23 protein-coding genes are annotated in these 24,418 nt (G+C 70.6%); 18 read left to right on the top strand and 5 right to left on the bottom strand.

Annotated features, from left to right (window positions below; genetic code table 11):
• Positions 1–120: 120 nt before the first annotated feature.
• The 6 genes from CR165_RS07380 (at position 121) to CR165_RS07355 (ending at position 5,442) form a co-directional block, all read left to right on the top strand.
• Positions 121–1,152 (top strand): aspartate-semialdehyde dehydrogenase, encoded by a 1,032-nt coding sequence (locus CR165_RS07380; protein WP_109516417.1) that lies wholly within the window; start codon positions 121–123, stop codon positions 1,150–1,152.
• Positions 1,153–1,280: 128 nt separating this feature from the next.
• A complete protein-coding gene (locus CR165_RS07375; protein ID WP_109516313.1) occupies positions 1,281–1,559 on the top strand; it encodes a hypothetical protein in 279 nt (92 codons plus the stop codon).
• A gap of 308 nt (positions 1,560–1,867) precedes the next feature.
• Complete coding sequence (gene sdhC / locus CR165_RS07370; RefSeq protein WP_109516312.1) at positions 1,868–2,314, top strand: succinate dehydrogenase, cytochrome b556 subunit; 447 nt, start codon at positions 1,868–1,870, stop codon at positions 2,312–2,314.
• Between the two features lie 10 nt (positions 2,315–2,324).
• The gene (gene sdhD, locus CR165_RS07365; RefSeq protein WP_109516311.1) at positions 2,325–2,720 is read left to right on the top strand and encodes a succinate dehydrogenase, hydrophobic membrane anchor protein; all 396 of its coding nucleotides are present in this window, start codon (positions 2,325–2,327) and stop codon (positions 2,718–2,720) included.
• A gap of 113 nt (positions 2,721–2,833) precedes the next feature.
• On the top strand, positions 2,834–4,642 hold the full coding sequence (gene sdhA, locus CR165_RS07360) for a succinate dehydrogenase flavoprotein subunit (protein WP_109516310.1): 1,809 nt from the start codon (positions 2,834–2,836) through the stop codon (positions 4,640–4,642).
• 17 nt (positions 4,643–4,659) lie between these two features.
• Positions 4,660–5,442 carry a succinate dehydrogenase iron-sulfur subunit gene (locus tag CR165_RS07355; RefSeq protein ID WP_109516309.1) on the top strand — a complete coding sequence of 261 codons (783 nt, stop codon included), beginning with the start codon at positions 4,660–4,662 and terminating at the stop codon, positions 5,440–5,442.
• A gap of 82 nt (positions 5,443–5,524) precedes the next feature.
• On the opposite strand, the gene CR165_RS07350 is transcribed toward CR165_RS07355, so the two are convergent.
• A complete protein-coding gene (locus CR165_RS07350) occupies positions 5,525–5,794 on the bottom strand; it encodes a DUF2171 domain-containing protein (RefSeq protein ID WP_109516308.1) in 270 nt (89 codons plus the stop codon).
• Positions 5,795–5,984: 190 nt separating this feature from the next.
• Here CR165_RS07350 and zapE point away from each other — a divergent pair, with 190 nt between their 5' ends.
• From zapE to odhB, 7 genes are all read left to right on the top strand, one after another.
• Positions 5,985–7,172 carry a cell division protein ZapE gene (gene zapE, locus CR165_RS07345; protein ID WP_109516307.1) on the top strand — a complete coding sequence of 396 codons (1,188 nt, stop codon included), beginning with the start codon at positions 5,985–5,987 and terminating at the stop codon, positions 7,170–7,172.
• A 31-nt stretch (positions 7,173–7,203) separates the two neighbouring features.
• Positions 7,204–7,614: a hypothetical protein gene (locus CR165_RS07340; RefSeq protein WP_109516306.1), complete on the top strand. Its 411-nt coding sequence runs from the start codon at positions 7,204–7,206 to the stop codon at positions 7,612–7,614.
• Positions 7,615–7,758: 144 nt separating this feature from the next.
• Positions 7,759–8,712, top strand: coding sequence for a malate dehydrogenase (gene mdh / locus CR165_RS07335; RefSeq protein ID WP_109516305.1), 954 nt, complete (start codon positions 7,759–7,761; stop codon positions 8,710–8,712).
• Between the two features lie 82 nt (positions 8,713–8,794).
• On the top strand, positions 8,795–9,991 hold the full coding sequence (gene sucC, locus CR165_RS07330; protein ID WP_109516304.1) for an ADP-forming succinate--CoA ligase subunit beta: 1,197 nt from the start codon (positions 8,795–8,797) through the stop codon (positions 9,989–9,991).
• Position 9,992: 1 nt separating this feature from the next.
• A complete protein-coding gene (sucD, locus tag CR165_RS07325) occupies positions 9,993–10,883 on the top strand; it encodes a succinate--CoA ligase subunit alpha (protein WP_109516303.1) in 891 nt (296 codons plus the stop codon).
• Between the two features lie 202 nt (positions 10,884–11,085).
• Positions 11,086–13,971 (top strand): 2-oxoglutarate dehydrogenase E1 component, encoded by a 2,886-nt coding sequence (locus CR165_RS07320; RefSeq protein ID WP_109516416.1) that lies wholly within the window; start codon positions 11,086–11,088, stop codon positions 13,969–13,971.
• 41 nt (positions 13,972–14,012) lie between these two features.
• Complete coding sequence (gene odhB / locus CR165_RS07315; protein WP_109516302.1) at positions 14,013–15,263, top strand: 2-oxoglutarate dehydrogenase complex dihydrolipoyllysine-residue succinyltransferase; 1,251 nt, start codon at positions 14,013–14,015, stop codon at positions 15,261–15,263.
• 66 nt (positions 15,264–15,329) lie between these two features.
• Here the strand turns inward: odhB and CR165_RS07310 are convergent, their stop codons facing one another.
• The gene (locus CR165_RS07310) at positions 15,330–16,325 is read right to left on the bottom strand and encodes a tripartite tricarboxylate transporter substrate binding protein (RefSeq protein WP_109516301.1); all 996 of its coding nucleotides are present in this window, start codon (positions 16,323–16,325) and stop codon (positions 15,330–15,332) included.
• Between the two features lie 135 nt (positions 16,326–16,460).
• On the opposite strand from CR165_RS07310, the gene lpdA reads away from it, so the two are divergent.
• Genes lpdA through CR165_RS07295 form a run of 3 tightly spaced genes read left to right on the top strand, consistent with a single transcriptional unit; the run spans position 16,461 to position 19,058 of the window.
• Positions 16,461–17,978 (top strand): dihydrolipoyl dehydrogenase, encoded by a 1,518-nt coding sequence (gene lpdA / locus CR165_RS07305; protein WP_408887531.1) that lies wholly within the window; start codon positions 16,461–16,463, stop codon positions 17,976–17,978.
• A 14-nt stretch (positions 17,979–17,992) separates the two neighbouring features.
• Positions 17,993–18,730 carry a YoaK family protein gene (locus tag CR165_RS07300; RefSeq protein ID WP_109516299.1) on the top strand — a complete coding sequence of 246 codons (738 nt, stop codon included), beginning with the start codon at positions 17,993–17,995 and terminating at the stop codon, positions 18,728–18,730.
• Between the two features lie 10 nt (positions 18,731–18,740).
• Positions 18,741–19,058: a PGPGW domain-containing protein gene (locus CR165_RS07295; RefSeq protein WP_146201847.1), complete on the top strand. Its 318-nt coding sequence runs from the start codon at positions 18,741–18,743 to the stop codon at positions 19,056–19,058.
• Positions 19,059–19,073: 15 nt separating this feature from the next.
• On the opposite strand, the gene CR165_RS07290 is transcribed toward CR165_RS07295, so the two are convergent.
• Genes CR165_RS07290 through fsa form a run of 3 tightly spaced genes read right to left on the bottom strand, consistent with a single transcriptional unit; the run spans position 19,074 to position 21,282 of the window.
• Positions 19,074–20,003: a tyrosine recombinase XerC gene (locus tag CR165_RS07290; RefSeq protein WP_245906206.1), complete on the bottom strand. Its 930-nt coding sequence runs from the start codon at positions 20,001–20,003 to the stop codon at positions 19,074–19,076.
• Positions 20,000–20,599, bottom strand: coding sequence for a hypothetical protein (locus CR165_RS07285; RefSeq protein ID WP_109516296.1), 600 nt, complete (start codon positions 20,597–20,599; stop codon positions 20,000–20,002). The genes CR165_RS07290 and CR165_RS07285 overlap by 4 nt, the downstream gene beginning before the upstream one ends.
• 26 nt (positions 20,600–20,625) lie before the next feature.
• Complete coding sequence (gene fsa, locus CR165_RS07280) at positions 20,626–21,282, bottom strand: fructose-6-phosphate aldolase (RefSeq protein ID WP_109516295.1); 657 nt, start codon at positions 21,280–21,282, stop codon at positions 20,626–20,628.
• Between the two features lie 144 nt (positions 21,283–21,426).
• Here fsa and CR165_RS07275 point away from each other — a divergent pair, with 144 nt between their 5' ends.
• Both CR165_RS07275 and CR165_RS07270 read left to right on the top strand, forming a co-directional pair.
• The gene (locus CR165_RS07275; protein WP_109516294.1) at positions 21,427–23,622 is read left to right on the top strand and encodes a primosomal protein N'; all 2,196 of its coding nucleotides are present in this window, start codon (positions 21,427–21,429) and stop codon (positions 23,620–23,622) included.
• 213 nt (positions 23,623–23,835) lie between these two features.
• A complete protein-coding gene (locus CR165_RS07270) occupies positions 23,836–24,417 on the top strand; it encodes a F0F1 ATP synthase subunit delta (RefSeq protein WP_109516293.1) in 582 nt (193 codons plus the stop codon).
• The last annotated feature ends 1 nt before the right edge of the window (position 24,418 follow it).

Genomic DNA, 24,418 nt, shown 5'->3' with positions numbered 1-24,418 from the left:
GGGGCGCGCGCGGGGAGGCGGGTGCAAAACAGTTGCGCCGCCCCGCGCGCCGGCGCTAAGCCAGCCCGCTTTTTCGCCCGCGAACGATTGCAGGGCACCGATTTCAGGGGGATGGACACCATGGGCTACCGGGTCGCGGTCGTCGGCGCCACCGGCAATGTGGGGCGCGAGATCCTCAAGACCCTCGCGGAGCGGGACTTCCCCGTCAGCGAGGTCATCGCCCTCGCCTCGGGCCGCTCGGCGGGCCAGGAGGTGTCCTTCGGCGAGAAGGGCGTGCTGAAGGTGCAGAACCTGGAGAAGTTCGACTTCGCCGGCACCGATATCGCCCTGTTCTCGCCCGGCGCCTCGGTCTCCGCCATCCATGCGCCGCGCGCGGCGGCGGCGGGCTGCGTGGTGATCGACAACACCAGCCAGTTCCGCATGGACCACGACGTGCCGCTGGTGGTGCCGGAGGTGAACCCGCAGGCGCTGAAAGGCTTCCGCCGGCGCAACATCATCGCCAATCCCAACTGCTCCACCATCCAGATGGTGGTGGCGCTGAAGCCGCTGCACGAGATCGCCACGGTGCGGCGCGTGGTCGTGGCCACCTACCAGTCGGTTTCCGGCGCGGGGAAGGAGGCGATGGACGAGCTGTTCACCCAGACCCGCGGCGTCTTCGTCAACGACGCGGCCACGCCCGAGGTGTTCACCAAGCCCATCGCCTTCAACTGCATCCCGCACATCGACAAGTTCATGGACGACGGGGCCACCAAGGAGGAGTGGAAGATGGCGGTCGAGACCCGCAAGATCCTCGACCCCGACATCCAGGTGGTGGCCACCTGCGTCCGCGTGCCCGCCTTCATCGGCCATGGCGAGGCGGTGCATGTGGAGTTCGAGCGGCCGATCACGGTGAACCAGGCCTGGGCGGCGCTGCGCGAGGCGCCGGGCATCACCGTGCTCGACCACCGCGAGGATGGCGGCTACGCCACCCAGGTGGAGATCGCCGGCGAGGACCCGGTCTTCGTCTCCCGCCTGCGCGCCGATCCCACCGTGCCGAACGGCCTGGCCTTCTGGTGCGTGGCCGACAATCTGCGCAAGGGCGCGGCGCTGAACGCCGTGCAGATCGCCGAGGAGCTGGTGCGCCAGGGCCTGCTGGAGAAGCAGGCGGCCTGAGGCGCCGCCCCCGCCGGGCGCATCACGCGAAAGTATGGGATTGCGGCGGCACGGCCACGTTGCCGCCGCATCTTTGTCCGGCATCCGGGCGGAACCTCCAGGTGTTGTTCAAGCCAGGAGGATTCATCATGCGGAAGACCCTGATGCGCGTCGGGCTGGCGGCCGGGCTGGCGCTTGGTCTGGCGGCCTGCACCGACCCCTACAGCCCGGGCCAGCGCGCCCTGGGCGCTGGCGCGCTGGGCGCCGGCGCCGGCGCGGGCATCGGCTCGCTGAGCGGCAATGCCGGCACCGGCGCGCTGATCGGGGGCGCCCTGGGGGCCGTGGGCGGCGCCGTGACCACGCCGGAGCGGCCGGTCGACCCCTATTATGACCGCCGCCCGCCCCGTGGCGGCTATTACGGCTACTGACCCTGCCGCGGCGGCTCCCTGCGGGAGCCGCCGGACCTTTTCTGCCCTTCCGCCACCCGCATTGGGCACCGAGTCGGACAAAGACGACCGTGGCTATCCGGCGTGTCTTGCCCAGCCCCGCCATGGCCGGGCATCGCGGATGAAAAGGCGAAAACGTTAACCCGCAATTTTACCGCACCGTGGCATGGGCGGGGTGGGCGCGTTGACGCTGCATGGCGGCGCACCATAAAAGGTTCCACCGCTTCCCCCCGGCCGCTTGCCCAGGCCGGGCCGGGAGCGTTTCAGAATAGGCGGAGCGGGATCGGTCCATGGCCAGTACGAAAGACGCGCGCGAGGCGACCATGGTGGGGCGCCGCACGGACGGGACGCCGGTGAGGCGCCCCCTGTCCCCGCACCTGCAGGTCTATGACATGATGCAGATCACCAGCGGCCTGTCGATCGCGAACCGCGCGACCGGCATCGCCTGGACGGTCGGCCTGCTCTTCCTGGTGTGGTGGCTGGTGGCGGCTGCGGCCGGCCCGCGGGCCTTCGCCACGGCGCAGTGGTTCTTCTCCTCCTTCCTCGGCATCCTCATCCTGTTCGGCATGACGGCCGTGGCGTGGTTCCACACCCTGGGCGGCGTGCGTCACCTGATGTGGGACGCGGGCTATGGCTACGACCTGCCGACCACCTACCGCACCGGCCGGGCCGTGCTGATCGGCACTGCGGTGCTGACGGTGCTGACCTGGTTCATCGTCATCATCGCCTGGGGCTGAGGAGCGGCACATGAGCGACACCCCGACCCGCGTTCCCCTGCAGTCGCCGCTCGGCCGCGTCCGTGGCCTCGGCTCCGCCAAGCAGGGCTCGCACCATTGGTGGATCCAGCGCGTCAGCTCGGTGGCGCTGCTGCCGCTGATGCTGTGGTTCATCCTCTCGGTCGCCACCATGGGCGGCAAGGAATACGCCGAGGTTGTGGCGTGGATCGCCCACCCGCTGAACGCCACGCTGCTGCTGCTGTCCATCGGCCTCGCCTTCCAGCACGCCGCCTCGGGCATGCAGGTGGTGATCGAGGACTACACGCGCAGCGAGATGGTGCGCATGGCGGTGATCCTGGCGGTGAAGGCCGCCTGCGCGCTGTTCGGCGTGCTGGCCGCCGTGGCCGTGCTGAAGATCGCGATCTGAGCCAGCGGCGGGGGGTGGCAAGGCGCCACTCCCGCCCATCTTCACGCTGAGTGCTTTCTGGAAAGGCGGCGGCTCCCTGTGCCCGCTGCGCAAGTGACGGACGGATCGGGACGATGAACGCGATCACCATGCCCTCCTCGGGCGCCTACCGCGTGGTGGACCACACCTACGACGTCGTCGTCGTGGGCGCCGGTGGTGCCGGGCTGCGCGCCACCTTCGGGATGGGTGCGGCGGGGCTGAAAACCGCCTGCATCACCAAGGTCTTCCCGACCCGCAGCCACACCGTGGCGGCGCAGGGCGGAGTCGGCGCGGCCCTCGGCAACATGGGCGAGGATGACTGGCGCTGGCACATGTACGACACCGTCAAGGGGTCGGACTGGCTGGGAGACCAGGACGCCATCGAGTACATGTGCCGCGAGGCGGTGCCGGCCATCATCGAGCTGGAGCACTTCGGCGTGCCCTTCAGCCGCACCGAGGATGGCCGCATCTACCAGCGCCCCTTCGGCGGGCACATGCAGAACTACGGCAAGACCCCGGCCATGCGCGCCTGCGCCGCGGCCGACCGCACGGGCCATGCCATCCTGCACACGCTCTACCAGCAGTCGCTGAAGCACCAATGCGAGTTCTTCATCGAGTATTTCGCGCTCGACCTGATCATGGAGGACGGCGCCTGCCGCGGCGTCATGGCCTGGAACCTGGAGGATGGCAGCCTCCACCGCTTCCGTGCCCAGACCGTGGTGCTGGCCACCGGCGGCTATGGCCGCGCCTACTTCTCCTGCACCTCCGCCCACACCTGCACGGGCGATGGCGGCGGCATGGTGCTGCGCGCCGGCCTGCCGCTGCAGGACAATGAGTTCGTCCAGTTCCACCCCACCGGCATCTACGGCTCGGGCTGCCTCGTCACCGAGGGCGCCCGCGGCGAGGGCGGCTACCTGACCAACTCCGAGGGCGAGCGCTTCATGGAGCGCTACGCGCCGACGGCGAAGGACCTCGCCTCGCGCGACGTCGTCAGCCGCGCCATGTCGATGGAGATCCGCGAGGGGCGGGGCGTCGGCCCGCACAAGGACCACATCCACCTGCACCTCGAGCATCTCGGCGCCGACCTGCTGCATGAGCGGCTGCCCGGCATCTCCGAGACGGCGAAGATCTTCGCCGGCGTGGACGTGACGAAGGAGCCGATCCCGATGCTCCCGACCGTCCACTACAACATGGGCGGCATCCCGACGAACATCCACTGCGAGGTGCTGGCGGCGACCGGCACCGACCAGGACCGGGTGGTGCCCGGCCTGATGGCGGTGGGCGAGGCGGCCTCCGTCTCGGTGCACGGCGCCAACCGCCTCGGCACCAACTCGCTGCTCGACCTGGTGGTGTTCGGCCGCGCCGCCGCGCTGCGCGCCGCCGAGACGATCAAGCCCGGTGCCACCCAGGCGCCGCTGCCGCCCAAGGCCGGCGAGGCCGCGCTGGACCGGCTGGACCGCGTCCGCCACGCCAAGGGCGGCACCTCGGTGGCCGATCTGCGCCTGCAGATGCAGCGCACCATGCAGACCCATGCCGCCGTCTTCCGCACCTCCGACCTGCTGAAGGAAGGCGTGGAGAAGATGGAGAAGGTGGCCGCCGGCTATTCGGACATCCGCATCGCCGACCGCAGCCTGATCTGGAACAGCGACCTGGTCGAGGCGCTGGAGCTGGACAACCTGATCGGCAACGCGCTGACCACCGTGGTCGGCGCCGAGGCGCGGCACGAGAGCCGTGGTGCCCATGCGCATGAGGATTATCCGGAGCGCGACGACGCGAACTGGATGAAGCACACCCTTGCCCGCATGGACGACAAGTACAAGATCAGCCTCGACTACCGTGACGTGAAGATGCGGACCCTCACCAACGAGGTTCAGGTCTTCCCGCCCAAGCCGCGCGTTTACTGAGGGAAGGAGCGGGACTCATGGCCACCTTCACGCTGCCCAAGAATTCCACCATCGGCACCGGCAAGACCTACAAGGCCGAGGCCGGCGCCAAGAACGTCAAGGCGTTCAAGATCTACCGGTTCGACCCCGACACGGGGGAGAACCCGCGCTACGACACCTACGAGATCGATCTCGACAAGTGCGGCCCCATGGTCCTGGACGCGCTGATCAAGATCAAGAACGAGGTGGACACCACGCTGACCTTCCGGCGCTCCTGCCGCGAGGGCATCTGCGGCTCCTGCTCGATGAACATCGACGGGATGAACACGCTGGCCTGCCTGAAGCCGATCGAGGATGTGAAGAAGGACGTGCGCATCACGCCGCTTCCGCACATGCCGGTGGTGAAGGACCTGGTGCCGGACCTGACGCATATCTACGCGCAGCTGCGCTCCATCGAGCCCTGGCTGAAGTCCGACACGCCGCCGCCGCCGGATGAGGAGCGCCGCCAGTCGAAGGACGAGCGCGCCAAGCTCGACGGGCTGTGGGAGTGCATCCTGTGCTTCTGCTGCTCCACGGCCTGCCCCTCCTACTGGTGGAATGGCGACCGCTATCTCGGCCCGGCCGTGCTGCTGCAGGCCTATCGCTGGATCGCGGATTCGCGCGACGACCACACGGGCGAGCGCCTCGACGACCTCGAGGATCCGTTCCGCCTGTATCGCTGCCACACCATCATGAACTGCGCCGCGACCTGCCCGAAGGGGCTGAACCCGGCCCAGGCCATCGGCAAGATCAAGCAGATGATGGTCGAGCGCCAGGGCTGACGCCCTTCACCGGAACTGTCCGGAACAAGACAAAGGCCCGGGGGAAGGAATTCCCCCGGGCCTTTTCGATTCCGATTCGCCCTCAGGACTGGGCCTGGAAATTCGGCCCGATCCCGGGCTCCGGCGCGTCCTGCAGGAGGGACTGCGCGGCTTTGTGATTGACCACCGTGGTCACCCGTCCCGGCTCGGTCGAGGCCACCGCCGAGATCGGCAGGTATTTGTGCTGACCATCCGTGGAATCGTTGCGCGTCAGCTTGATGAAGTCGCCCTCTAGATGGTCGACGGTGCCGAGATGGTTGCCACAGGAGCCGACGATTTCAGCCTGTTCCGTGATCGTGGACTTGTCGATCATTGGGCGTCGCTCCGTTCTGTTGTTTCGCCTGATTTGTAAACGCAGCCATGCAGGCAGGGGATGCGCCGCCGGAACATGACGCTGCTTTCATCACTTCACGAAATCTAAAAAACCCACCCTTTCCGTAGGTTGTGGAACGTTGTGAAAGTGCGGTTGCCGGTTTCGGCCACCCAGGCTATGCCGCATTGCGATGGATGGCCCCTTAAAGCCGGGCGGTGCCGCAAGCCCCCCGTCCCCCGCTGAAGGTCCTCTGCCGGCCTACCGTGCGAAGGTGGCGGCGGGGGAGCTCCGCGCCGACCCCGCCCAGGCGCTCGCCGCCGAGACGTTGCAGGATCTGTGGCGCCGCACCCGCGGCTACGAGCCGCGGCAGGAGCAGCCCACGGCCGAGGGCGGCGGCTTCATGAGCCGCTTCTTCCGCCGCAAGCCGGTGGAGGAGGCGCCGGGCAACGCGCCGCAGGGCCTCTACCTCGTGGGCGAGGTGGGGCGCGGCAAGTCCATGCTGATGGACCTGTTCTTCCTCTGCGCCGACGTGCCACGGAAGAAGCGCATCCACTTCCACCAGTTCATGCAGCAGTCGCACCAGCGCATCCATGCCTGGAAGAAGCAGCATGGCGACGCGGCGGACCCGATCCCGCCGCTGGCCGACCAGATCCTCGCCGAGGCCTCGCTGCTCTGCTTCGACGAGTTCCAGGTGCACGACATCGCCGACGCGATGATCCTGGGACGGCTGTTCGAGGCGCTGTTCGCGCGCGGCACCGTCATCGTCGCCACCAGCAACACGGCGCCGGACGATCTGTTCAAGGGCCGCCCCGGGCGGGACGCCTTCCTGCCCTTCATCGCGCTGATCAACAGGAACGTGGCGGTGCTGCACCTGCAATCGGCGCAGGACTACCGGCGTGACCGCATCCAGGGCCTGCCGACCTGGCACGCGCCGGCCGATGGCCGGGCGGAGCGGGCGCTGGATGCCGCCTTCCGGGAGCTGACCGGCAAGCCGCACGGTGCCCCGGAGGTAATCTCGGTGCTCGGCCGGCGGGTCGAGATCCCGCAGGCGGCGGGCGGCGTGGCGCGGGCGGATTTCGACGCGCTCTGCGGCAAGCCGCTGGGGCCGGCCGACTACCTGGCCATCTCCACCCACTACCACACGCTGGTGCTGGACGGCGTGCCGCGGCTGGGGCCGGACAATTTCGACAAGGCCCGCCGCTTCATCACCCTCATCGACACGCTCTACGAGCACCGCTGCAAGCTGGTGGCCTCGGCCGCCGCCCTGCCGGACCAGCTCTACGAGCAGGGCGAGAACGCGGCGATGTTCCAGCGCACCGCGTCGCGCCTGATGGAAATGCAAAGCCACGACTATCTGGGCCTGCCGCACCTCACCTGAGGAGCGGGGCCGCCACCGGAAAGGAGTTGCCATGCGACTGATCCCGCTCTGCCTGCTCGGCCTCCTGGCCGCCTCCATCGCCCCCGGCATGATCTCTGGCGCGGAAGCCGCGCCGAATCGCGGCGAGGGGCGCACCGTCTCCGCCAAATCCGCCAAGGCGGGCAGCGTCCTCCGCACGGCAGCCCGGCCGGCCGCGCAGCCGCAGCGCAGCGCGGTCCGCCCGGCTGCCGCCAAGGGCACCCAGCTGCTGCGCCGCCCCGCCATGCAGCCGCAGCGCACCGCCGTGCGGCCAGCCGCCCGCCCGCCGGCCGGCGGCGCGCGCCTCACCTCCTGGCAGGCCGGCCTGCCGCTGGCCTCCGGCACGCAGCGTGAGTGCCCGGTGGGCACCCTGGCCACCCTGGCCCGCGGCCATGATGACGTGATCCGCTGCATGCCGCTTTGAGCGGCAATCCTCCGGCCCCTGGCGTTCCGATTGTCCTGAAACGGCACCAGCCCGCCTTGCCCATGCGGGTGGGGCGGAGTAGGTAGCCGCTGCAAGATTTCCCTGATCTCGCCCATCGACGAACGCCTCGGGAAGGAGCCTCCTATGGCCCGTAAGAAGATTGCGCTGGTCGGCGCCGGCAATATTGGCGGCACGCTCGCTCACCTGATCGGCCTCAAGGAACTGGGCGATGTCGTCCTGTTCGACGTGTTCGCCGGCGTGGCCGCCGGCAAGGCGCTGGACATCATGCAGTCCGGCCCGGTCGACGGGTTCGACAGCAAGATGGTCGGCGCCGCCGACTACGCCGCCATCGAGGGCGCCGACGTGGTGATCGTCACCGCCGGCTTCCCCCGCCTGCCGGGCATGACGCGCGACGACCTGCTGACCAAGAACGCCGAGGTCATCACCAAGGTCGCCGAGGGCATCAAGACCTATGCCCCGAACGCCTTCGTCATCTGCATCACCAACCCGCTCGACGTGATGGTGTGGGTGCTGCAGCAGAAGTCCGGCCTGCCGCCTGAGAAGGTCGTCGGCATGGCCGGCGTGCTGGATTCCGCGCGCTTCCGCCTGTTCCTGGCCGAGGAGTTCGGCGTCTCGGTCGAGGACGTGACGGCCTTCGTGCTGGGCGGCCATGGCGACACCATGGTGCCGCTGACCCGCTACTCCACCGTCGCCGGCATCCCGGTGCCGGACCTGGTGAAGATGGGCTGGACCACCCAGGACAAGATCGACGCCATCGTGACCCGCACCGCCAATGGCGGCGGCGAGATCGTCAAGCTGCTGGAGAAGGGCTCGGCCTTCTACGCCCCGGCGGCCTCGGCCATCGCCATGGCGGAAAGCTACCTGAAGGACAAGAAGCGCGTCCTGCCCTGCGCCGTGCTGCTGAACGGCGAGTACGGCATGAACGACTTCTATGTCGGCGTGCCCGTCGTCATCGGCGACAAGGGCGTGGAGAAGATCGTCGAGGTCCAGTTCACCGACGCCGAGAAGGCCGCCTTCGACAAATCCTGCGACGCGGTGAAGAAGCTCATCGCGGACTTCAAGAAGCTCGGCGTCTGAGCCTCCCGCGGCCGGGGCGGTCGCCCCGGCCGCTCCCCATCCGGCCGCGCCCCGGCCGTCCAGCCCAGCAAAGGGTGAGCGGATGAATATTCACGAATATCAGGGCAAAGAGCTGCTGCGCCGCTACGGCGTCGCGGTGCTCGACGGCCATGTGGCCTGGACCGCCGAGGAGGCGGCCGAGGCGGCAAGCAAGCTGCCCGGCCCCGTCTATGTGGTGAAGAGCCAGATCCATGCCGGCGGGCGTGGCGCCGGCCGCTTCGCCGAGGACCCGAACGGCAAGGGCGGCGTCCGCGTCGTCAAGTCGGTCGAGGATGTCCGCGCGGCGGCCGAGGCGATGATCGGCAAGACCCTCGTCACCAAGCAGACCGGCCCGGCCGGCAAGCTGGTGAGCCGTGTCTATGTCGAGGATGGCTGCGACATCAAGCGCGAGCTGTACCTCTCGCTGCTGGTGGACCGTGACACCTCCCGCATCGTCATCATGGCGTCCACCGAGGGCGGCATGGAGATCGAGGAGGTGGCCGAGCACCACCCCGAGAAGATCCTGAAGGCGGTCATCGACCCGGCCTCGGGCGTCTCCGGCTTCCACTGCCGCAAGCTGGCCTTCGGGCTGGGCCTCGAGGGCAAGCAGGTCGCCTCCTTCACCAAGTTCGTCACGGCCATGTACCAAGCCTTCGTCGAGCTGGATTGCGCCATCGTCGAGATCAACCCGCTGGTCGTCACCGGCGCGGGCGAGATCGTGGCGCTGGACGCCAAGGTGTCCTTCGACGACAACGCGCTGTTCCGCCACAAGGACCTCGAGTCCCTGCGCGACGACAGCGAGATGGACCCGAAGGAGCTGGACGCGATCAAGAACGACCTGAACTATGTGGCGCTCGACGGCGAGATCGGCTGCATGGTGAACGGCGCGGGCCTGGCGATGTCCACCATGGACATCATCAAGCTCTACGGCTCCAGCCCGGCGAACTTCCTCGACGTTGGCGGCACGGCGACGGCCGAGCGCGTGACCGAGGCGTTCCGGATCATCACCTCCGACAGCAACGTCAAGGCGATCCTGGTCAACATCTTCGGCGGCATCGCCAAGTGCGACATGATCGCGACCGGCGTGGTGCAGGCGGCCAAGAACCTGACCCTTTCGGTGCCGCTGGTGGTGCGCCTGGAAGGCACCAATGTGGAGCTCGGCAAGAAGATCCTGGCCGAGAGCGGCCTGAAGATCATCCCGGCCGACAACCTGGCCGACGCCGCCGAGAAGGTGGTCGCCGCCGTGAAGGGAGCCAAGTAAGATGGCCATCCTCGTCGACGCGAACACCAAGGTGATGACCCAGGGCTTCACCGGGAGCCAGGGCACCTTCCACGCCGAGCAGGGCATTGCCTACGGCTCGAACTATGTGGGCGGCGTGACCCCGGGCAAGGGCGGCCAGACGCATCTCGGCCTGCCGGTGTTCAACACCGTGGCGGAATGCGTGGAGGCCACCGGCGCCAACGCCTCCGTCATCTACGTGCCGCCGCCGTTTGCCGCCGACTCCATCCTGGAGGCGATCGACGCCGAGGTGCCGCTCATCATCTGCATCACCGAGGGCATCCCGGTGCTGGACATGGTGAAGGTGAAGCGCGCCCTCTCCGGCTCCAGGTCCCGCCTGATCGGGCCGAACTGCCCGGGCGTGATCACGCCGGACGCCTGCAAGATCGGCATCATGCCGGGCCACATCCACAAGCGCGGCTCTGTCGGCATCGTGTCCCGCTCGGGCACGCTGACCTATGAGGCGGTGGCGCAGACCACGGCGGCCGGCCTCGGCCAGTCCACCTGCGTCGGCATCGGCGGCGACCCGGTGAAGGGCACCGACTTCACCGAGGTGCTGGAGATGTTCCTGGCCGACCCCGAGACCCAGTCGATCATCATGATCGGCGAGATCGGCGGCCAGTCGGAGATCCAGGCGGCCGAGTTCCTGGGGCGCGAGAACAAGCCGGGCTCCAAGAACTACAAGCCCGTGGTCGGCTTCATCGCCGGTGCGACCGCCCCTCCGGGCCGCCGCATGGGCCATGCCGGCGCCGTCATCTCCGGCGGCAAGGACACGGCCGAGGCCAAGATGAACGCCATGCGCGAGGCCGGCATCCATGTCGCCGAGAGCCCGGCGGCGCTGGGCTCGACCATGGTGAAGGCGCTGCGCGGCTGATGCCCGACCCGTCGTGGCAAGGCGAGCAAGGCCAACCGGGCGGGTCTGTCATGCAGGCCTGTCAGTGCTGGCTGCCATGCCGCGACTTTAACCTCTATGTTAATCAGCGCCGTCCCTATATCGGGGACGGCGCTGCGTTTTGTGACGCCCGGTAGTGAACGGATGCCGCCGCGCCCGACGAGGTGCGGGCGAGGAGGAGATGATGGCCGGTATCGATATCCTGGCAAGCGCGATGACGGGGGCGAACGCCACCTTCCTCGCCGACCTGTATGCGCGCTGGGTGGAGAATCCGGACAGCGTGGACGCCTCGTTCCAGGAGCTGTTCGCGGCGCTGAACGACGATGCGCGCGCCGTTCTGCACGACGCCACCGGCGCTTCCTGGTCGCCCCGCCCGCGCGGCGGCTTCGCGCCCGAGCCCGAGGCCCCGAAGGCCGACCCGAAGAAGGGCGCCAAGCCGGCCCCCGCCGTGGCGGCCGACCCCGCCGCCTCGCGCCAGCAGGTGCTGGATTCGATCCGCGTCCTGATGCTAATCCGCGCCTACCGCGTGCGCGGCCATCTGGAGGCGCAGCTCGACCCGCTCGGCCTGCAGCAGGCCAAGCCGCACCCGGAGCTGGACCCCAAGACCTACGGCTTCACCGACGCCGACATGAACCGGCCGATCTTCATCGACCGCGTTCTCGGCAAGGAGACGGCCTCGCTGCGCGAGATCGTGCAGATCCTGCGCGCGACCTATTGCGGGCCGATCGGCGTCGAGTTCATGCACATCCAGGACCCGGAGCAGAAATCCTGGATCCAGCAGCGCATCGAGGGCGCGCCCTGGACGCGCGCCTTCGACAATGACGGCCGCCGCGCCATCCTGCAGCAGCTGACCGAGGCCGAGGGCTTCGAGGCCTTCTGTGCCCGCAAGTATGTCGGCACCAAGCGCTTCGGGCTGGAGGGCGGCGAGGTCACCATCCCGGCGCTGCAGGCCATCATCGAGACCGCGGCGGGGCAGGGCGTCAACGAGATCGCCATCGGCATGCCGCATCGCGGCCGGCTGAACACGCTGGTCAACGTGGTGAAGAAGCCCTTCACCCAGGTCTTCTCCGAGTTCAAGGGCACGCCGGCGCACCCCGACGACGTGCAGGGCTCGGGCGACGTGAAGTACCACCTCGGCACCTCGACCGATGTCGAGATCAACGGCCGCCAGGTGCACCTCTCGCTGCAGCCCAACCCCTCGCATCTCGAGGCGGTGGACCCGGTGGTGGTGGGCAAGGTGCGCGCGCGCCAGGACATGGCGGGCGACACCCGCACCCGCCGCTCCGTCATGGGCATCCTGCTGCATGGCGACGCCGCCTTCGCCGGCCAGGGCCTGGTCTATGAGACGCTGGCGATGAGCCAACTCATCGGCTACCGCACCGGCGGCACCGTGCATGTGGTGGTGAACAACCAGATCGGCTTCACCACCGTGCCGCTGCACGCCTATTCGGGCCTGTATTGCACGGATGTCGCCAAGTCGATCCAGGCGCCGATCCTGCACGTCAATGGCGACCAGCCGGAGGCGGTGGTGTTCTGCGCCCGCCTCGCCGCCGAGTACCGCATGCAGTTCGGCGCGGACATCGTGCTGGACATCGTCTGCTACCGCCGCCACGGCCACAACGAGACGGACGAGCCGGCCTTCACCCAGCCGACCATGTATGGCCGGATCAAGGAGATGAAGACGACCCGCACGAAGTACGCCGAGGCGCTCGCCGCCTCCGGCGCCGTGCCGGCCGAGGACGGCAAGGCGATGCTCGACGCCTTCTACGCCCGGCTGGAGGAGGCCTACCAGGCCGCCCAGACCTTCAAGCCGAACAAGGCGGACTGGCTGGAGGGCCACTGGGCCGGCCTCAAGGCCGCCGGCTCGGATGACGAGGACAAGGAGGACGGCACCGCCGTCGACCTCGCCACGCTGCGCGAGGTGGGCGGCGCCCTCTCCCGCGTGCCGGAGGGCTTCAACGCCAACTCCAAGATCGTCCGCCAGCTCGAGGCCAAGAAGAACGCCATCGAGACGGGCGAGGGGATCGACTGGGCGACCGGCGAGGCGCTGGCCTTCGGCACCCTGCTGCTGGAGGGCCACCGTGTCCGCCTCTCGGGCGAGGACGTGCAGCGCGGCACCTTCTCCCACCGCCATTGCGTGCTGATCGACCAGCAGAGCCAGGCGGAGTACATGCCGCTGAACAACATCCGCGACGGACAGGCGCGGATGGAGGCCTTCAACTCGCTGCTCTCCGAGATGGGCGTGCTGGGCTTCGACTACGGCTACACCCTGGCCGACCCGCAGACCCTGGTGCTGTGGGAGGCGCAGTTCGGCGACTTCGCCAATGGCGCGCAGGTCATCATCGACCAGTTCATCGCCAGCGCCGAGACCAAGTGGCTGCGCATGTCCGGCCTCGTGATGCTGCTGCCGCACGGCTATGAGGGGCAGGGGCCGGAGCACTCCTCCGCCCGCCTCGAGCGCTACCTGCAGCTCTGCGCCGAGCGCAACATGGCGGTGTGCAACTTCACCACGCCGGCCAACTACTTCCACGCCCTGCGCCGGCAGCTGAAGCGCAACTACCGCAAGCCGCTGGTGGTGATGACGCCGAAGTCCCTGCTGCGCCACAAGCTGGCGATCAGCAGCCTCTCGGAGTTCGCGCCCGGCTCCACCTTCCGCACCGTGATCCCGGAGGTGGACGCCATCGCCCCCGCCGAGCAGGTGAAGCGCGTCGTGCTCTGCACCGGCAAGGTCTATTACGACCTGCTGCAGGAGCGCCGCGACAAGGGCGTGCAGGACGTGGCCATCGTGCGGGTGGAGCAGATCCATCCCTTCCCGCGCGTCAGCCTCGCCAAGGCGCTCGCCGAGTACAAGAATGCCGAGGTGGTCTGGTGCCAGGAGGAGCCCGAGAACATGGGCGCCTGGACCTTCGTCGACCGGCGCATCGAAAAGGTGCTGAAGGACCTCGATATCAAGGCCAAGCGGCCCGACTATGTGGGCCGCGCCGAGGCGGCGAGCCCGGCCACCGGCCTGGCCAAGGTCCATCAGCAACAGCAGGAGGCCCTGGTGCGCGAAGCGCTGGGCCTCGACTGACCCATTCCTGAGCATCGCACCGGCAAGAAGGCGACGGCAGAATGACCGAAATTGTGGTGCCCACACTGGGCGAGAGCGTGTCCACCGCGACGGTGGCCAAGTGGATGAAGAAGGCCGGTGACGCGGTTGCGGCCGACGAGCCGCTGGTGGAGCTGGAGACCGACAAGGTCACGGTGGAGGTCAACGCGCCCTCCGCCGGCGTGCTGGAGTCGATCACCGCCGATGAGGGCGCCGAGGTCGAGCCGGGCGCCGTGCTCGGCGTGATCGGCGCCGGCGACGGCAAGGCCGCCGCGCCGAAGCCCGCCGCCGACAAGGCCGCGAGCGCCCCCGCGGCGCCCGCCGCCGCCCCCGCCGGCCCGAAGGTCGAGGCGCCGCGCGCCGAGACCGGCCCGGTCGGCCGCCCCGGCGTCGGCCACGCGCCGCTGCCCGCCGCCGCCAAGATGATGGCCGAGAACAAGGTGTCGGCCGAGCAGGTCGGCACCGGCACGGCGAAGGATGGCCGCATCAGCAAGGGCGACGTGCAGGCTTTCCTGGCCCGCCCGGCGCCCGAGGCGGCGAAGCCCGCCGCGCCGAAGGCCCCGCGCGCCCTGGAGGGCGGCGAGGAGCGGGTGAAGATGACCCGCCTGCGCAAGACCATCGCCAACCGGCTGAAGGAGGCGCAGAACACCGCCGCCATGCTGACCACCTTCAACGAGGTGGACATGGGCGCGGTGATGGCGCTGCGGAACGAGTACAAGGACGTGTTCGAGAAGAAGCAGGGCACCAAGCTCGGCTTCATGTCCTTCTTCGTGAAGGCCTGCGTCTCGGCGCTGAAGGAGTTCCCGGCCGTCAACGCCGAGATCGACGGCGACGATCTGGTCTACAAGAACTTCGTGCACATGGGCATCGCGGTGGGCGGCCCGTCCGGCCTCGTCGTGCCGGTGCTGAAGCACGCCGACCAGATGTCCTTCGCCGAGATCGAGAAGAGCATCTCCGGCTTCGGCCGCAAGGCGCGTGATGGCCAGCTCAAGCTCGACGAGCTCTCGGGCGGCAGCTTCACCATCACCAATGGCGGCATCTACGGCTCGCTGATGTCGACGCCGATCCTGAATCCGCCGCAGTCCGGCATCCTGGGCATGCACAAGATCCAGGAGCGCCCGATGGTGGTGGGCGGCAAGATCGAGATCCGCCCGATGATGTACCTGGCGCTCTCCTACGACCACCGCATCGTCGACGGGAAGGAGGCGGTGTCCTTCCTGGTGCGCGTGAAGGAGAGCATCGAGGACCCGCGCCGGCTGATGCTCGACATCTGAGGCCCGGCCCTTCCGGGCCCGGGATGAAGGGGCGGGGGCCGCGCGCAGCGGCCCCCGCTTCGCGTTTCAGCCGTCGATGCTGAGGTTGAGCCGCGCCACCATCGCCTTCTCATAGGCCGCGCGGCGCACCGTGAAGTCGCGATAGGCCTCGGTGTCCATGTAGTTCAGCGGCATATCCCACTTCTCGCGGATCGCCGTGTTCTCGGGGCTCATCAGCGCGGCCTTGAAGGCGTCGTGCAGCACGCGCACCACGCCCGGGTCCATGCCCTTCGGCCCGGCGATGCCGTAGGGCGAGGTCACGGCGAGGTCGATGCCCAGCTCCCGCAGCGTCGGCACATCGGGGAAACGCTTCGCCCGCTCGGGCGACCAGACGCTGAGCAGGCGGAACTGCCCCGCCTCCACCTGCGGCACCCAGGCGGAGCTGTCGGCGATGCTGTCGATCTGCCCGCCGAGCAGCGCCGTCACCCCTTCCGTGCTGCCGCGGAAGGGCACATGCGTCATCTGCATCCCCAGCCGGTTGCAGATATCCTCCATGGCGAGGTGGTTGGTGGTGCCGATGCCGCTGGTGGAATAGGTCATCATCCCCGGGCGCGCCTTCACCGCCGCCACGTAGTCGGCCCAGCTCTTGATCGGGCTGTCCGTCCGCACCACCACGCCGAACAGCCAGCCGGTGAGGCCGATGACCGGGGTGAAATCCTCCACCGGGTCCCAGGACTTCGCCTTGGTCATGTAGGGATGGCGGATCACCGAGAGGTGGTGCTGGGCCAGGGTGTAGCCATCGGGCGCCGCCTGCAGCAGCGCCTGGGCGGCCAGCAGCCCGCGCGCGCCGGAGCGGTTCTCGATCACCACCGGGTGGCCCAGGCTGCGTGTGGCGAGATCGGCCATCGAGCGGAGCTGCGCGTCGGCCGAGCCGCCAGGGGGCCAGGGCACCATCAGGCGGATCTGCCGGGCGGGGAAGCCCTGTGCCAGGGCGGGGCGCGCCAGGGCGCCGGCGGCGGCAGCGCCGGCGGCGAGAGCCAGGACGTTGCGGCGCGGCAGCGCCCGGTCGGAGCGGGTGGGCATTCTCGTCATTCCTCCACGGGGGAGGCTTCGTTTTGGCCCCCTCCCATTGCGGGCAGCGTGGCAGAGGCGGGGCATGGCGCGCAACATCCCTGCGCGGGCCCGGCCCCACGCCCGCCCCTGTGGCGGCCAGGGCGCATGCGGGGCGGGAGGGGCAGGATCGCGCCGCCAGGGGCCGGCTCCGGCACGCTGCCCCCTTGCCCGATGGCGCCGGCCGCGCCAGTTTGCCCGTCACATTCCATTGCCAAGCAGGACTTTTGCCCCATGTCCGACAGCTTCGACGTGATCGTGATCGGCGCCGGCCCCGGCGGTTATGTGTGCGCCATCCGCGCCGCGCAGCTCGGGCTGAAGGTGGCCTGCGTCGAGAAGCGGGAGACGCTGGGCGGCACCTGCCTCAACATCGGCTGCATCCCGTCCAAGGCGCTGCTGCAATCCTCGGAGAGCTTCGAGGAGACCAAGCACAAATTCGCCGACCACGGCATCATCGTCGAGGGCGTGAAGCTCGATCTGGCGCGCATGCAGGCGCGCAAGGGCGAGGTGGTGGCCGCCAACACCAAGGGCGTCGAGTTCCTCTTCAAGAAGAACAAGATCACCTGGCTGAAGGGGGCCGGGAAGATCGTCGCCCCCGGCAAGGTGGAGGTCGCCGGCCAGACCTACGAGACGAAGAACATCGTCATCGCCACCGGCTCGGACAGCGCGCCGCTGCGCGGCGTCGAGGTCGATGAGAAGCAGGTCGTCACCTCCACCGGCGCGCTGGAGCTGGAGAAGGTGCCGGGCCACCTCGTCGTCATCGGCGGCGGCGTCATCGGGCTGGAGCTGGGCAGCGTGTGGCGCCGCCTCGGCGCCGAGGTGACGGTGATCGAGTATCTCGACCGCCTCGCCCCCGGCATGGATGCCGAGACGGCCAAGCAGTTCGAGCGCGTGCTCGCCAAGCAGGGCATGAAGTTCAGGCTGAAGTCCAAGGTGACCGGCGCCGCCAAGTCGGCCGAGGGCGTGACCCTGACGGTGGAGCCCGCCGCCGGCGGCGCGGCCGAGGAGATCAAGGCCGATGTGGTGCTGCTGGCCATCGGCCGCCGCGCCTACACCGAGGGCCTCGGCCTCGCCGAGGTCGGCGTCGAGCTGGACGAGCGCGGCCGGGTGAAGACCGACGGCCACTTCGCCACCAACATCCCCGGCATCTACGCCATCGGCGACGTCATCGCCGGCGCCATGCTGGCCCACAAGGCTGAGGATGAGGGCGTGGCGCTGGCCGAGATGCTGGTGGGCCAGGCCGGCCACGTGAACTACGGCGTCATCCCCGCCATCGTCTACACTTGGCCCGAGATCGCCAGCGTGGGCGAGAGCGAGGAGGAGCTGAAGGCGCGCGGCCAGGCCTACAAGGTCGGCAAGTTCCCCTTCATGGCCAATGGCCGCGCCCGCGCCATGGGCGACCTGGACGGCTTCGTGAAGATCCTGGCCGACAAGGAGACGGACCGCGTGCTGGGCTGCCACATCCTGGGCCCGGATGCCGGCACGCTGATCGCCGAGGTCGCCATCGCCATGGAGTTCGGCGCCAGCGCCGAGGACGTGGCCCGCACCTGCCACGCCCACCCGACGCTGAACGAGGCGGTGAAGGAAGCCGCCCTGGCCGTCGACGGCCGGCCGCTGCACATCTGAGCGGCGCGGCGCGGGTGGGCTCGCTTCACCCGCGCCCGCCCCTGGCCGGCCTCGCCCGCGCAGGATTGAGCGAGGCGGGGCTGAGCCTCTGCCTCGCCGCCGTGGCGGGGGCGGTCAATGCCGGCGGCTTCCTGCTGGCCGGCGCCTACACCTCGCACATGTCCGGCATCGTCTCGGCCATGGCGGACCATCTGGTGCTCGGCGCCGTGCCCGTGGTGCTGGCGGGGCTGCTCGCGCTGCTGGCCTTCACGGGCGGCGCCATGGCCTCGGCCATGCTGATCAACCATGGCCGCCGGCGCGGGCGGCCCAACCCCTACCTGGCGCCGCTGCGGCTGGAGGCGGGGCTGCTGCTGGCCGGCGGCGGCGCCGGCTGGCTGGTGGCGCAGCGATCGGGCGGGCTGCCGCCCGCGGCGCTGGCGACGCCGCTGCTCTGCTTCCTGATGGGGCTGCAGAACGCCACCATCACCAAGATCTCCGGCGCGCGGATGCGCACCACCCATGTCACCGGCATCGTCACCGACATCGGCGTGGAGCTGGGCAGGCTGCTCTACTGGAACCGCGCCGGAATGCTGGAGGGCCGCCCCTTCGTGCGGGCGGACCGCGCCAAGCTGCGCCTGCTGCTCGGATTGCTGGGCGGCTTCTTCCTGGGCGGGGTGGCGGGGGCGGCGGGCTTCCTGGTGCTGGGCTTCGCCTTCTGCCTGCCGGTGGCGGCGCTGCTGCTGCTGACGGCCGGGGCCATGCGCCAGCCATGAGGCAGGCTTCTTGAGCCGAGGCCGGGGCAGGGCCATCTGCCATGCCATGCTCGTCTATCGCCCGTCCTGGAAACGCAAGCTGGCCGGCTGGTTGCTGCTGCTGCTCGGCGTGATCGGCCTGATCCTGCCGGTGATGAACGGCACCGTCTTCCTGCTGCTCGGCATCTTCGTGCTGCGCGAGCAGCATGCCTGGTCGCAGCGCGCGCTGGGCTGGTGCCAGGCACGCTGGCCGGCCCAGGTGAACGGGCTGGGCTCGCTGGAGGGCCGCATGCTGAGCCGCTGCGGCGCGTGGTCGGACTGGATGATGCGCCGCCTCGGCCGGCGCTGAGGCGAGGGGCGCGGCCTAGTCGCTGCGCGGATGCGCCTTCTGCCAGGTCTCCAGCAGCTTCACCGCATCGACGCTGGTGTAGCGCTGGGTGGTGGAGAGGCTGGCATGGCCGAGCAATTCCTGGATGGCGCGCAGGTCGCCCCCCGCGCCCAGCAGGTGGGTGGCGAAGGAGTGGCGCAGCGCGTGCGGCGTGGCGCTCTCCGGCAGGCCGACGAGCCGTCGATAGGTCCGCAGCGCCTTCTGCGCCACGCCCGGGTCCAGCCTGTCGCCCCGCGCGCCGAGGAAGAGCGGTTCCTCCGGCAGGGCGGCGCCGCGCAGCCGCAGATAGGCCGCCACCGCCTCGGCCACCGCGGGCAGCACCGGCACCAGCCGCTCCTTCTCGCCCTTGCCGGTGATGCGGAGCGCCTGCCGGGCCTTCGGCGCGTCCTTCACATCCAGCGCCAGCGCCTCCGAGATGCGCAGGCCGCAGCCATAGAGCAGGGTGAACAGCGCCGTGTCGCGCGCCGAAAGGAGGGGGCTGTTCTCCACGTCGCCGGCGGCGCGGGAGACGTCGATCGCCTGCTCCGGCGTCAGCGGGCGGGGCGCGGGGGGCACCACGCGCGGGCCGCGCAGCCCGGCCAGCGCCAGCGGCGGCAGGCCGTGGTGGCGGGCCAGGAAGCGCAGGAAGCCGCGTATGGCGGCGAGCTGCCGCGCGCGGGTGGCGTTGCCCACGCCGTCGCGCGTCGCGCGCTCGGCCAGGAAGGCGCGCAGGTCGGCCGGCCGCAGCGCGGCGAAGCTGGCCATGGTGGGTTCCTCGCCATGGTGGCGGGTGAGGAAGTCCAGGAAGTCCGAGAGGTCGCCGCCATAGGCGATCAGGGTGTGGCGGCTGGCCCGGCGCTCCCGCGCCAGCCAGTCGAGCCAGAGCTGGCGGGCCTCGAAGCCGGTCATGACGGGGTTCTCGCTCATCGCAGCAGGGCCGCGGCCAGGGCGCGCGCCAGGAACAGCAGGTCCGGCCCGGCGCCGCGCGCCGGCAGGCCGGTGGCGCCGCGCGCGCCCAGCACCAGCATGCAGGGCGCGCCGGGCAGCGGCAGCCGGGCCAGCGCGTCGCACCGCACCAGGCCGGCCGCCTCGGCGTGCAGCAGGGGAAGGTCGGTGGGGGCGGGGCGGACCAGCGCGTCGCGCCCGGCGGGCAGCAGCCGCGCCACGGTGCCGGCGGGCAGGCTCAGCCGGTGCGCGGCGGGCATCCCCTCATCGGCCAGGGCGCAATGCTCGAGGCCGAGCAGGGCGGGCCATTCCTGGCTCACCGTCTCGGCCGGGTCGGCGCTCGGGATCAGCGCCAGCACGGCGGCGCGGGCGCGGGCGGCGAAGCCCGCCCCCTCGCGCGCCGCGTCCGCCATCTCGCGGCTGGCGGCGCGCTCGGCGGAGAGCATCGCCGCCATGTGGTCGGCCAGCTCCTCGCCATGGACGCGGCGCGGCGGCGCAAGCAGCCGGTACAGCTCGGGCTGCTCGGCCAGGAAGCCGGGATGGGCCCGCAGCCAGGCGGCCACATCCTCGGGTGTCATGCCGCCCTCCGCGCCCCGCGCCCGGCTCAGAGGATGCTCTGGCCGGTCTTCTTCCAGTCGGCCAGGAAGGCCTCCAGGCCGCGGTCGGTCAGCGGGTGCTTGATGAGCTGGCGGATCACGGCGGGCGGCAGGGTGGCCACGCCGGCGCCGAGCTTGGCCGCCTGCGCCAGGTGCAGCGGGTGGCGGATGGAGGCCACCAGCACCTCGGTCCGGATCGCGGGGTAGTTGCGGTAGATCTGCACGATGTCGGCGATCAGCTGCATGCCGTCCTGCGCCAGGTCGTCCAGCCGGCCGACGAAGGGCGAGACGTAGGTGGCCCCCGCCTTGGCCGCCAGCAGCGCCTGGGTGGGGGAGAAGCACAGCGTGACGTTGACCGGCGTGCCCTCGTCGGAGAGCGCGCGGCAGGTGCGCAGCCCGGCCTCGGTCAGCGGCACCTTCACCGCCACGTTCGAGGCGATGCCGCGCAGGAAGCGGCCCTCGGCCAGCATGGTCTCGTAGTCGGTCGCCGTCACCTCGGCGGAGACGTGGCCGGGCGTCACGGTGCAGATCTCGGCGATCACCTCGGCCATGTTGCGGCCGGACTTGGCGATCAGCGAGGGGTTGGTGGTGACGCCGTCGACCATGCCGAGCTCGGCAAGCGCGCGGATCTCGGACACCTCGGCGGTGTCGACGAAGAACTTCATGAGGCGGTTTCCTGTGGCGCGGCGACATGCGCCGGTTGCGAGGAGGAGGGGGTGCGTCCCGGGGTCGTGTCACCCTATCTAGCGGATGGCGGGTGCCGGGCGAAAGGCCGTGCCGCCCGGGGAAGGTCTTGGAGAAGGGGCTCGATGGCTCGTCTGCGTGTGCTGCTGCCCCTGCCGCTGGCCGGGGCCTATGACTACCGGGTGCCGGCCGGCCGGGACGTGCCGCCGGCCGGCAGCTTCGTGGTGGTGCCGCTCTCGGGCCGGCAGCTCTACGGCGTGGTGTGGGATGGCGAGGCCGATCCCGACCTGCCGGAACGCCGCCTGCGCGACATCGTGGAGGTGCTGCCGGTGCCGCCGATGACGGCCAGCCTGCGCCGCTTCGTCGAATGGGTGGCGGCCTATACGCTGAGCCCGCCCGGCGCGGTGCTGCGCATGGCGATGAGCAGCCCCTCGGCGCTGGAGCCGCCGGCGCAGAAGGCCGGCTGGCGCCTCGCCGCCGCCGGGCGGCGCGCGGCCCAGGGGCAGGGCCAGGGGGAGGGGCGGCTGACCGAGGCGCGCCGCCGCGTGCTGGACGCGATGGAGCCGGGCGAGGTCTACACCGCCGCCACCCTGGCCGCCGAGGCCGGCGTCTCCGCCGGCGTGGTGCGCGGCATGGCCGGGGCCGGGCTGCTCGAGCCCGCCCTGCTGCCGGCCGGCGCCGAGTTCCCGCGCCCCAACCCCGCCCACCCCGGACCCACCCTCGGCACCGAGCAGGGGCAGGTGGCGGCGGCGCTGCGGGAGGCCACCGCGGCGCGGGCCTTCGGTGTCACGCTGCTCACCGGCGTCACCGGTTCGGGCAAGACGGAGGTGTATCTGGAGGCGGTGGCGGAATGCCTGGAGCAGGGGCGGCAGGCGCTGGTGCTGCTGCCCGAGATCGCCCTCTCCACCCAGTGGCTGGAGCGGTTCGAGCGGCGCTTCGGCGGCCCGCCCGCCCTGTGGCACTCCGAGCTCGGCAGCCGGCTGCGGCGGGACACCTGGCGCGCCGTGGCCGAGGGGCGGGCGCCGGTGCTGGTGGGCGCCCGCTCGGCCCTGTTCCTGCCCTTCCCGGATCTCGGCCTGATCATCGTGGACGAGGAGCACGAGACCGCCTTCAAGCAGGAGGAGGGCGTCATCTACCACGCGCGGGACATGGCGGTGGTGCGCGCACGCCTCGCCGGCGCCGCCTGCGTGCTGGTCTCCGCCACGCCCAGCCTGGAGACGCTGACCAATGCGGGGACTGGCCGCTACGCCGCGCTGCACCTGCCGGTGCGGCATGGCGGCGCCAGCCTGCCCGAGGTGGCGGTGATCGACCAGCGGCGCACGCCGCCCGAGCGCGGCCGCTTCCTCAGCCCGCCGCTCGTCGAGGCGGTGCGGGAGACGCTGGCGGCGGGGCAGCAGGCCATGCTGTTCCTCAACCGGCGGGGCTACGCGCCGCTGACGCTCTGCCGCAGCTGCGGCCACCGCATGCGCTGCCCCAACTGCACCGCCTGGCTGGTGGAGCACCGGGTGCGCCGCACCCTGCAATGCCACCATTGCGGCCATGCCGAGCCGATTCCCGAGACCTGCCCCGAATGCGCCGCCGAGGGCAGCCTGACGCCGCTCGGCCCCGGCGTGGAGCGGGTGCAGGAGGAGGCGGCGCTGCTCTTCCCCGATGCGCGGCGGCTGGTGATGGCCTCCGACACCATCCCCGGCCCCGCCGCGGCGGCCGAGGCGGCGCGCGCCATCCAGGAGCGCGAGGTGGACCTCATCATCGGCACGCAGATCGTCGCCAAGGGCTGGCACTTCCCGCACCTGACCCTGGTGGGGGTGGTGGATGCCGATCTCGGCCTCGCGGGCGGCGACCTGCGCGCCGCCGAGCGCACGGTGCAGCTGCTGCACCAGGTGGCCGGCCGCGCCGGCCGGGCCGAGGCGCCGGGGCGGGTGCTGCTGCAGAGCTGGAGCCCCGAGCACCCGGTGCTGGAGGCGCTGGTCTCGGGCGACCTCGACGCCTTCATGGAGGCCGAGGCGGAAAGCCGCCGCCCCGGCCATTGGCCCCCCTTCGGCCGGCTCGCCGCGCTGATCGTCTCGGCCGAGGACGAGCGGGAGGCGGACCGCGCGGCGCGCGACCTGGGGCTCACCGCGCCGCAGGCGGAGGGGGTGGAGGTGCTGGGCCCGGCGCCGGCGCCGCTTGCCCTGCTGCGCGGGCGGCACCGGCGGCGGCTGCTGCTGAAGGCGCGGCGGGATGTGGCGGTGCAGCCGCTGCTGCGGGAGTGGCTCTCCCGCGCCGGGGTGCCGGCCGGAGTGCGAGTGCAGGTCGATATCGACCCCGTCAGCTTCCTGTGACGCGGCGCGGCAAAGCGACAAATTGCGACAGGCTGGTGAAGACCCGGTAACGAATCCGCCGCACCCCCCGTTGCCGCGCCGCAATACCTTGTGTTAATGCCGGGCCGCCGCGGCGGACGATGTCCGCGCGCGTCGAAATCATGTCCAACCGCCGGAATGCCCTCCGGGGCACCGCGCGGCGGGACGCCGGGATAGCAGAGAACGGGATCCTCCGTGGCCTCCGAAGCGACCAACGTCTCGCCCAACGCGACCCAACCTTCCGGCCTCGCGCAGCGCTACGCGCTGGCGCTGCTGGAGCTGGCCAAGGACAAGAAGGCGGTCGATTCCGTCGCCGCCGACCTGGACAGCCTGAACGGCCTCTGGTCGAAGGACGCGGCCTTCCGCGCCTTCGTCGAGGATCCGCGCCTCGACAGCGGCGCGCAGCGGCGCGGCGCTCTCGCCGTGCTGGAGCGCGCCGGAATCTCCGGCGAGGTCCGCAACCTGGTCGGCGTGATGATCGCCAACCGCCGCCTCGCGGCGCTGCCGCAGGTGATCGCCGCCTTCGGCACGCTGCTCGCCGAGCAGCGCGGTCAGCAGACCGCCGAGGTCGCCACCGCCCATCCGCTTTCCGACACGCAGCGCACGCAGCTCGTCGCGCGGCTGACGGAAGCCGGGTATTCCAACGTGAAGCTGGTCGAGCGCGTCGACACCACCCTGCTGGGTGGCCTGGTCGTCCGTCTCGGGTCCCGCCTCTACGACAGCTCGATCAAGTCCAAGCTGCAGCGCCTGCAGTACGCCATGAAGGGGGCCGCCTGAT

It is taken from the genome of Teichococcus aestuarii, from assembly GCF_003116135.1.
Lineage (GTDB): Bacteria > Pseudomonadota > Alphaproteobacteria > Acetobacterales > Acetobacteraceae > Pseudoroseomonas > Pseudoroseomonas aestuarii.
Note: the sequence above shows the minus strand (reverse complement) of the source record. Positions and strands in the feature narration are given on the sequence as shown.